Below are 9,097 nucleotides of genomic sequence, written 5' to 3'. Positions count from 1 at the left end.
GCGCTCGACACTCGCGGCTGCGCCGCATCGCATCGAGCGCTGACAGCAGGGACGGGCCGAACCCTCCAAGGGCCTCGTAAGACTCGGCACCGCCGTGGTCGCGCTGGGTTCCGGGATTATGCGGACTTCGCAGGGCCTCGTAAGACTCGGCACCGCCGTAGTCGCGTCCAGTTCTGGGTTACGTGAACCTTTCTGGGCCTAGTGAGACTCGGCACCGCCGTGGTTGGGTCCGGGTTCGGGTCTTGCGGACATCCGGGGCCTTGCTTGACTTGGCGCCGCCGTAGTCGCGTCCGGTTGCGGGGTTATGTGAAGCGCTCAGGGCGTCGTAAGACTGGGCACCGCCGTGATCACGTCCAGGTTCCGGGGTGATGCGAACCAGCGAGGGCCTCGTAAGACTCGGCACTGCCGTGGTTGCATCCGGGATTGTGGCCGTTGGGGGCGTCACCGGGCTCGGTGCTGCGTGGTCGCCTCCGGTTTCGGGGTTATGTGTGACTCCGAGGGCCTCGCGGGGTTCAGCGCTGCCGTGGTTGCGATCGGATTCGGGTTCCGGGGTTGTGGCTGCGAGTGCCTGATGAGCCACGCCCGCGCTGCTGGGCACGTCCGGTTCCGGGGTTACGGCGGCCTGCGAGGGCCTCGCCGGAGTCGGCGGCGTCGGACCCGCTCGGTTCAGGGTTATGTGGGCCGCCGCGGGCCCGGTAGGCATCCAACCGGCCGCGACGGGACGCGTACGGTTCCGGGAGTCGCTCGGCCACCTTTCACTCATTGGGGCGCAGGTGGGTGATATCTCCGGCGGCGACGGCTTCCTCGCCGATCAGGAGGCGGCCGGCGGCGTCGATATCGCGAGCGATACCGGTGAGCAGTCCACCGCCCGGGAGTTCGGCGCGGACGGGGGTACCGAGAGTCGCGCAGCGTTCGCGGTAGGCGTCGGCGAGTGCGGTGGTGTCCCAGCCCGAATCGCGCCAGGTGGTGTAGCGGCGGGCGAATTCGGTGAGCAGCGCGAGAACCAGTTCGGTGCGGTCGGGGTCGGGGACGTCGCACAGAGTGAGCGAGGTCGCGTGCGGAACCGGCAGTTCGCCGGCACCGAGGCTCACGTTCACCCCGATCCCCAGCACCACGGCCGGGCGTGGTCCGGCGGCGACCTCGGCGAGAATGCCCGCGATCTTGCGGCCCTCGATCAGTACATCGTTGGGCCATTTCAGGGTGGCCGGTACCCCTGTCGCCGACCGCAGGGCGTCGACCACCGCGGTCCCGGTGAGCAGCGGTAACCAGCCGAGCAGTTCGGGATCGAGCCCGTCGGTGCGCACCAGCATCGACAGCGAGATCTGCGCGCGGGGCGGGCTTGCCCACTGCCGGGCGAGCCGGCCGCGGCCCTGTTCCTGGGCCTCGGCCAGCAGCACGAGACGGTCGGCTTCCGGGTCGCCGGCTCTGGCGAGCAGATCCGCGTTGGTGGAGCCGGTCGATTCGACCACCTCGACCCCGGTGAAGAATGCCAGTTCCGGGGTTTCGGTGAGCGCGCGCCGCAAACGTTCGATATCCAACGGTGGCCTGTTCACCCCGGGCAGGTTACTGGGCCGGTTCGGGGGGCGGTCCCGCCCCCCGCGGGGGCGCCTCCCCCGCGGGACGGCCGGGGAAACTATCCGGCGAGGTCGAAGTGCCCGGCGCAAACTCCGCCCCGGATATCCTCGGCTTCCGTTTCCCCGGTTTCGGTTTCTGTTTCGGGAACCCGTTCGGTGACCGTCGGTTCCGGCTCGGCCACCCGCCGCGTGAACGCCACGGCTTCCGGATACTGCCCGGTACGAGTGGTCCAATGCCACATTGCAGATCACCTCCCCTCTCTGCCGCCAAAATTGGCCTGCTGCAAGGGTATTGCGTAAGGTATCGGACGGGAAAGCGATTTAATCGCCACCCACCGGTCACAGCGGCACCCGCGTGTTGTTGTGACCTGTCCGCACCGCGATTCCCGGTACACATAATGACCTGCGGCGACCGACTCACCTGGGGTTTTCGGCACCGAGGTCTACTCACCAGTAGCGAGATCTGGGTTAACAGAGCGAGAGGGCTCTGGTTACACTCCGAGCCATGACGAGTGTCCAGCAGCAGCCCACGCCGGATTCGGCAGGTGCGCCCGATATCCACACCACCGCCGGCAAACTGGCTGACCTGCGGAATCGGCTGGAAGAGGCCCAGCATCCGATGGGCGAGGCCGCGGTCGACAAGGTGCACGCCAAGGGCAAGATGACCGCCCGGGAACGCATCCTCGCCCTGCTCGACGAGGGCTCTTTCGTCGAACTCGATGCCCTGGCCCGGCACCGCAGCGTCAACTTCGGTCTCGACAAGCAGCGCCCGCTCGGTGACGGCGTGGTGACCGGTTACGGCACCATCGACGGCCGCGAGGTCTGCATCTTCAGCCAGGATTCCACCGTGTTCGGCGGCAGCCTCGGCGAGGTGTACGGCGAGAAGATCGTCAAGGTGATGGACCTGGCGCTCAAGACCGGCCGGCCGCTGATCGGTATCAACGACGGCGCCGGCGCCCGGATCCAGGAGGGCGTCGTCTCCCTCGGCCTGTACGGCGAGATCTTCCACCGCAATATCCAGGCTTCCGGCGTGATCCCGCAGATCTCGCTGATCATGGGCGCCGCCGCGGGCGGGCATGTGTACTCCCCCGCGCTCACCGACTTCGTGGTGATGGTCGACGAGACCAGCCAGATGTTCATCACCGGCCCGGACGTCATCAAGACGGTCACCGGCGAAGAGGTCACCATGGAGGAGCTGGGCGGTGCCCACACCCATATGGTGAAGTCGGGAACGGCGCACTATGTGGCCTCCGGCGAGCAGGACGCCCTCGACTACGTCAAGGATCTGCTGTCCTACCTGCCCAGCAACAACCGCGCCGAGGCGCCGCGGTTCCCGGCGTCGGATCCGATCACCGGCGCGATCGAGGATTCGCTCACCGAGGAAGACCTCGAACTCGACACCCTGATCCCGGATTCGCCGAACCAGCCCTATGACATGCACGAGGTCATCCGGCGGCTGCTCGACGACGACGAATTCCTGGAGATCCAGGCCGAGCGCGCCATGAACATCATCGTGGGCTTCGGCCGGGTCGACGGCCGCAGCGTCGGTATCGTCGCCAACCAGCCCACCCAGTTCGCCGGCTGCCTCGATATCGACGCCTCGGAGAAGGCCGCGCGTTTCGTGCGTACCTGCGACGCCTTCAACGTCCCGATCATCACCCTGGTCGATGTCCCCGGCTTCCTGCCCGGCACGGACCAGGAATACAACGGGATCATCCGGCGCGGCGCCAAACTGCTCTACGCCTACGGCGAGGCCACTGTGGGCAAAATCACGATCATCACCCGCAAGGCCTACGGCGGCGCCTACGACGTCATGGGGTCCAAGCATATGGGCGCCGATGTGAACCTGGCCTGGCCCACCGCCCAGATCGCGGTGATGGGCGCCTCCGGCGCGGTCGGCTTCGTGTACCGCAAACGTCTCGCCGAGGCCGCCAAAGAGGGCGCTGACGTGGACAAACTGCGGCTGGAGCTGCAGAACGAGTACGAGGACACGTTGGTCAATCCCTACGTCGCCGCCGAACGCGGCTACGTGGACGCCGTGATCCCGCCGTCGCATACGCGCGGCCAGATCGTATCCGCCCTGCGGCTGCTCGAACGCAAGATGGTGACCCTTCCGCCGAAGAAACACGGCAACATCCCACTGTGATCCGGCGATAGGCTCTGTAGGCCGCACACTGATTCCGGGTACGCGATCGGTGTAAGGCGATCGGCCCGAACTACGCGAGCCCGATCGAGGTAAGAGAGAGGATCTGGCACTGTGACGATTGTGGCAGAAGAAGAAGTATTGGCCGCAGCCGAACTGGACCTCGCCACCGGGGATCTGGCGGTCGATACCGCGAGCGAAAACGTGCGCCCTGCCGCCGAAGCCGCCGACGGCCGGCCGTTCCTCGTCATCGAGAAGGGTTCGCCCAGCGACGCGGAGATCGCCGCGCTGGTCTGCGTATTCGCCGCGGCGGCCGCGGATGCGTCCGCGGCGCCCGCCGACGACGGGCCGCTGGATCTGTGGGGCCGGCCGACCCTGCTGCATCGCGGCAGCTCCCCGTTCTCGCCCTACTCCTACCCGCAGCTGTCGAATCTGCGTTTCTGACGCCCAGGAGAACCCACACGTGACCCGGCTGGTCCTCGCCTCCGCGTCCCCGGCCCGCCGGTCGGTGCTGCGCGCCGCCGGTATCGAACCGATCGTCCGGATATCGGATGTGGACGAGGACGCCGTGGCGGCCGCGCTCCCCGCCGATACCGGACCACGGCAGATCGTCGTGGAATTGGCGCGGGCAAAAGCACACGCGGTGGCCACCTCCCTCGCCGCGGAGCACCCCGGGCCGGGCGACGATCTGGTCGTGGTCGGATGCGATTCGATGCTGTTGATCGACGGCACGCTGCAGGGCAAACCGCATACCCCGGAGGTCGCCGAGGCCCGCTGGCAGGCCATGGCCGGCCATTACGCCGATCTGGTGACCGGCCATTGCGTGCTCCGGCTCCAGGCCGGAGCCGTTACCGCCGAGGCCGTCGACTGCAGCGCGACCACGGTGCACTTCGGTAAACCGGACCCGGTCGAACTGGACGCCTATATCGCCACCGGTGAACCCTTACAGGTCGCGGGCGCGTTCACCCTGGACGGCCTGGGCGGCTGGTTCGTCGACCGGATCGAGGGCGACCCGTCCAGCGTCGTCGGTATCGGGCTCCCGCTACTGCGCCGGCTGCTCCAGGAAGTGGGCGTCGGCATTGCCGAACTGTGGGCCGCCGGCCGGCCCTGATACCGGCGCCGGACGCAGCACCCGGCCACTCTGCTGCCGCACCGCGGGGGTGAACGCACCCGCCGCACCCGGCAACGGACCGGTGTCGCGCGCGGCCGAAGGCGGCGGCAGCTGGCTCGCCGCCGGGACGGTCTGGCCCGAAGCCCGCATTATCCGGCCCGCGCGCCCGGCCGCCGGATCGATCGGTCCCGGCGCCGGCCGCGGCACGACCTGATGCTGCTCGCCGCTCGCCGGGGCATCCGGTGGCGGTAGCACCCGCCGCAACCGCACCTCACAGACCTCCTCGGCCACGAACGGCACGAGTTCGGCCTCGACCGTCCCCTCGGCACCCGACCGCTCCAGTAGTTCGGCGAGGAGACCGCGGTGCACCCCGCACACCACCTCGGTATGGGTACGGGCGAGATCACGCAGCGGGCAGGCCGTCAACCGGATCACCGCGGCGTCATCGGCGTCGCGGCCGGCGGAGGTATCGCGTTCGGGGGCGAAGCCGAGCTCCGACATCAGCGAAACGGTCCGGTCCTTGGCGTCGCGTACGGATTCGACGGGGTCGCCGGAGGTGTCGAGTTTGCCGCCCCAGGCGCGGCCCGCGGCCATTCCGGCCGCCGCCTGCCGCTCGGGATCGGGGCCGAGCTGATCGGCCAATGCCTGGGCCAGATCCTGGTAGCCGATACTGCGCTGTACCGCGCGATAGCCGATCCGTGGCCGGCCCCGGCCCCGCGGGGGCTGCTGAAACTGCCGGACCAGCGACTCCCGGGTAAGAATATCCAGGTGGAAGCGCACCGTCGTAACATGCTGGCCGGTGATCTGCGCCAGTTGCTGGGCGTCGAGGGGAACGCTCGCGCTGCGGAGGATCGCCAGAAGGCGCCGCCGCGGCCAAGAGTCGGACATAGCTCACCCCTCCTTCGGGGAGACTTTATCGGAGCCGTATGCGGCTAAAACGCCCATTGCACCGACTTTGTGCTCTGCAACAAGTTCACGTCAAGTCACACTTACTATGCACAGTGCGGCTCGAACCTGTCGTCAGCACTGCCCGCCTCCTGTGAAGGACCCCGAACGTGCCCGTCGCCCCGGACCCATATCCCGCCTTCGGCTCGTATGCTTACCCACACCGATTGGTAACCACGGAATGGTTGTCGGCAAACCTCGGTACCCCCGGTCTGAAGATCATCGAATGTAATGCCGACGTCCTCCTCTACGGCATAGGCCATGTTCCGGGGGCCGGCAAGCTCGACTGGCGCAGTGATCTCGACGACCCGGTGACCCGTGACTATATCGACGGTGAGCGGTTCACCGAACTCATGTGTGCCCAGGGCATCGAATACGACGACACCGTCGTGCTGTACGGCAATGACGGTAACTCGCATGCCGCGCACGCGCTGTGGGTTTTCACCATGTTCGGCCACCGGGATGTCCGTCTGCTCGACGGCGGCCGCGAGGCCTGGATCGCCGAGGGCCGCGACACGGTGTTCGAAACTCCCGAGCACCCGCGCAGCCGGTATCCCCGCGCCCATCGCGACGACGCCACCGTCCGCGCGTTCCGGGAATACGTCCTCGAACATCTCGGCACGGCGCTGGTGGACGTGCGCTCCCCGCAGGAGTTCGCCGGCTTCTCCGACGACACCGCCCGCGGGGCGCTGCGCGGCGGGCATATCCCGACCGCCGTCAATATCCCCTGGTCCAGCGCCCTGGGCCCGGACGGCCGGTTCCGCCCGCGCAGTGAACTCGACGCGATCTACGGGCATCTCACCACCGCCGACCCGCTCACCGTCTACAGCGGGGTGGGCGAACGGTCCAGCCACACCTGGTTCGTACTGAAATACCTGCTCGGCTGCCCTACCGTCCGCAACTACGACGGCTCCTGGACGGAGTGGGGCAATTCCGTTCGTATGCCTATCGCCACAGGTGGCGCGGGGTGAGCACCGGCCCCTTGTGACTCCCCGCACCCCTGTCACGCCGTGAGTGTGATGTGGCACCTACTGCCCAGTAGGGCTATCCGAGTTCCGTCATTGTTGGCAGACTGCCTACACTCGCCCGGGAGACACACATGTCGACACGGGCGCGGAGCCCGCGCAGCGGATCCGACCCCACGGAAGCGGAGCCCACGAAGCGATCCGATCCACGGAAGGACCGGCGGACCCCGATCCGCGGGAGCGGAGCCGAGGCGCGGCTCATCCCGCACAGCGACCACAGAGATTGCAACAGGAGGCTCAGTGCCCAGCCATGCCAGCGCGCGGATCACGAAGGTACTCGTAGCTAACCGAGGCGAGATTGCCGTCCGCGTTATCCGGGCGGCCAAGGACGCCGGCCTCGGCAGTGTCGCGGTTTACGCAGAACCCGATGCCGACGCGCCTTTCGTCAAGCTCGCCGACGAAGCGTTCGCCCTGGGCGGGCAGACCTCGGCCGAGTCGTATCTGGTCTTCGACAAGATCCTCGACGCCGCGGCCAAGTCCGGCGCGGATGCCATCCACCCCGGCTACGGTTTCCTCTCCGAGAACGCCGACTTCGCCCAGGCCGTCCTCGATGCCGGGCTGATCTGGATCGGGCCTTCCCCGCAGTCCATCCGCGACCTCGGCGACAAGGTCACCGCCCGCCATATCGCCGAGCGTGCGAACGCGCCGATGGCGGCGGGCACCAAGGACCCGGTGAAGAACGCCGACGAGGTCGTGGAGTTCGCGAAGAAGTACGGCGTGCCGGTCGCGATCAAGGCCGCGTTCGGTGGCGGCGGTCGCGGGATGAAGGTCGCGCACACCATCGAAGAGATCCCCGAACTGTTCGAATCGGCCACCCGTGAGGCCGTGGCCGCCTTCGGTCGTGGTGAGTGCTTCGTCGAGCAGTACCTGGACAAGGCCCGCCACGTCGAGGCGCAGGTGATCGCCGATAAGCACGGCAATGTGATCGTCGCCGGCACCCGCGACTGCTCGCTGCAGCGCCGCTTCCAGAAGCTGGTCGAAGAGGCCCCGGCCCCGTTCCTGAGCGACGCGGTGCGCGCCGAGATCCACGCCTCCGCCAAGCGGATCTGCAAGGAGGCCGGCTACTACGGCGCCGGCACCGTGGAATACCTGGTGCAGGGCGAAACCGTCTCGTTCCTCGAGGTGAACACCCGCCTGCAGGTCGAGCACCCGGTCACCGAGGAGACCTCGGGTATCGACCTGGTCCGCCAGCAGTTCCGCATCGCCAACGGCGAGAAACTGGAGATCACCGAGGATCCCACTCCGCGTGGGCACTCCATCGAATTCCGGATCAACGGCGAGGACGCCGGCCGCAACTTCCTGCCCGCTCCGGGCCCGGTCACCGCCTACAGCGAGCCGACCGGCCCCGGCGTGCGCGTCGACTCCGGCGTGGTGGCCGGCAGCGTGATCGGCGGCCAGTTCGACTCCATGCTCGCCAAGCTGATCGTCACCGGTGAGAACCGGACGCAGGCGCTGGAGCGGGCGCGGCGAGCGCTGGCCGAATTCCACGTGGAGGGTCTGGCCACGGTGATCCCGTTCCACCGGGCGATCGTGGAGGACCCGGCGTTCGTCGGCAACGGCGAATCGTTCGACGTCTACACCAAGTGGATCGAAACCGAGTGGAAGAACACCGTCGAGCCGTTCACCGGCGGCGCCCAGGCCGACGAGGACGACGAGCCGCGGCAGAAGGTCGTGGTCGAGGTCGGCGGCCGGCGGGTCGAGGTCTCACTGCCGGGCCAGTTCTCGGTCGGTTCGGGTGCGCCCGCGACCGGTGGCGGCGCGATCCGCAAGAAGCCGAAGCCGCGTAAGCGGGGCGGCGCCGGCGGCGGCGCGGCGTCCGGTGACGCCGTCACCGCGCCGATGCAGGGCACCGTCGTCAAGGTCGCCGTCGAGGAAGGCCAGTCGGTCGAGGCCGGCGATCTGATCGTGGTGCTCGAGGCCATGAAGATGGAGAACCCGGTGAACGCGCACAAGGCCGGTGTGGTCACCGGACTGAGTGTCGCGGCCGGTGCCGCCATCACCCAGGGCACCGTGCTCGCCGAGATCAAGTAGCGGCCGGGCGGTTCGCCCGCGAACAGGCGTGCGACGGCACGCCGACAACTGGGCCAACACTGGGTGCACAGTCGCCCGCACAGGGGGGGGGGTGGCCGACAGGGGCCCCCCGCGCGCCGGGGCGGCGGAGCGCGGCGGTCCACAGCTCCGCTCGCACCCTGCCCTTGACCGATGTAGGCCGCAACGGGAGATCCTCGGTCATCGCACCCTCCACCGGACCGTAACCATAGAGGTTGCCGGTGCTCACGAGGACCGCACCGGTGTGCTC

General features: G+C 68.3%; 8 protein-coding genes. 5 read left to right on the top strand and 3 right to left on the bottom strand.

Translation table 11 applies throughout. The features are described from left to right. Positions 1–755: 755 nt before the first annotated feature. Both QH276_RS31610 and QH276_RS31605 read right to left on the bottom strand, forming a co-directional pair. A complete protein-coding gene (locus tag QH276_RS31610; protein WP_280400365.1) occupies positions 756–1,553 on the bottom strand; it encodes a biotin--[acetyl-CoA-carboxylase] ligase in 798 nt (265 codons plus the stop codon). Positions 1,554–1,633: 80 nt separating this feature from the next. Then, a complete protein-coding gene (locus QH276_RS31605; protein ID WP_280406996.1) occupies positions 1,634–1,816 on the bottom strand; it encodes a hypothetical protein in 183 nt (60 codons plus the stop codon). 263 nt (positions 1,817–2,079) lie between these two features. Between QH276_RS31605 and QH276_RS31600 the strand changes: the two genes are divergently transcribed. The 3 genes from QH276_RS31600 to QH276_RS31590 all read left to right on the top strand — a co-directional run bounded on the left by QH276_RS31600 (position 2,080) and on the right by QH276_RS31590 (position 4,828). Next, a complete protein-coding gene (locus tag QH276_RS31600) occupies positions 2,080–3,720 on the top strand; it encodes an acyl-CoA carboxylase subunit beta (RefSeq protein WP_280396521.1) in 1,641 nt (546 codons plus the stop codon). 111 nt (positions 3,721–3,831) lie between these two features. Beyond that, positions 3,832–4,161, top strand: coding sequence for an acyl-CoA carboxylase subunit epsilon (locus QH276_RS31595; RefSeq protein WP_280396522.1), 330 nt, complete (start codon positions 3,832–3,834; stop codon positions 4,159–4,161). A 19-nt stretch (positions 4,162–4,180) separates the two neighbouring features. Continuing rightward, positions 4,181–4,828 carry a Maf family protein gene (locus QH276_RS31590; protein WP_280396523.1) on the top strand — a complete coding sequence of 216 codons (648 nt, stop codon included), beginning with the start codon at positions 4,181–4,183 and terminating at the stop codon, positions 4,826–4,828. On the opposite strand, the gene QH276_RS31585 is transcribed toward QH276_RS31590, so the two are convergent. Continuing rightward, on the bottom strand, positions 4,760–5,716 hold the full coding sequence (locus QH276_RS31585; RefSeq protein WP_280406995.1) for a helix-turn-helix transcriptional regulator: 957 nt from the start codon (positions 5,714–5,716) through the stop codon (positions 4,760–4,762). The genes QH276_RS31590 and QH276_RS31585 overlap by 69 nt on opposite strands. A gap of 167 nt (positions 5,717–5,883) precedes the next feature. Between QH276_RS31585 and QH276_RS31580 the strand changes: the two genes are divergently transcribed. Both QH276_RS31580 and QH276_RS31575 read left to right on the top strand, forming a co-directional pair. Continuing rightward, positions 5,884–6,744 carry a sulfurtransferase gene (locus QH276_RS31580; protein WP_280400323.1) on the top strand — a complete coding sequence of 287 codons (861 nt, stop codon included), beginning with the start codon at positions 5,884–5,886 and terminating at the stop codon, positions 6,742–6,744. A gap of 294 nt (positions 6,745–7,038) precedes the next feature. Further along, entirely contained in the window at positions 7,039–8,829 is a 1,791-nt protein-coding gene (locus tag QH276_RS31575; protein ID WP_280400324.1) for an acetyl/propionyl/methylcrotonyl-CoA carboxylase subunit alpha, read from the top strand. Positions 8,830–9,097: the final 268 nt, after the last annotated feature.

The organism is Nocardia carnea (assembly GCF_029869215.1).
GTDB lineage: Bacteria > Actinomycetota > Actinomycetes > Mycobacteriales > Mycobacteriaceae > Nocardia > Nocardia carnea_B.
Note: the sequence above shows the minus strand (reverse complement) of the source record. Positions and strands in the feature narration are given on the sequence as shown.

What these genes read in the sequence shown, in the direction of transcription:
- QH276_RS31605 (WP_280406996.1), bottom strand. Translation starts at nt 1,816, where the DNA reads ATGTGGCATTGGACCACTCGTACCGGGCAGTATCCGGAAGCCGTGGCG.
- QH276_RS31600 (WP_280396521.1), top strand. Translation starts at nt 2,080, where the DNA reads ATGACGAGTGTCCAGCAGCAGCCCACGCCGGATTCGGCAGGTGCGCCC.
- QH276_RS31585 (WP_280406995.1), bottom strand. Translation starts at nt 5,716, where the DNA reads ATGTCCGACTCTTGGCCGCGGCGGCGCCTTCTGGCGATCCTCCGCAGC.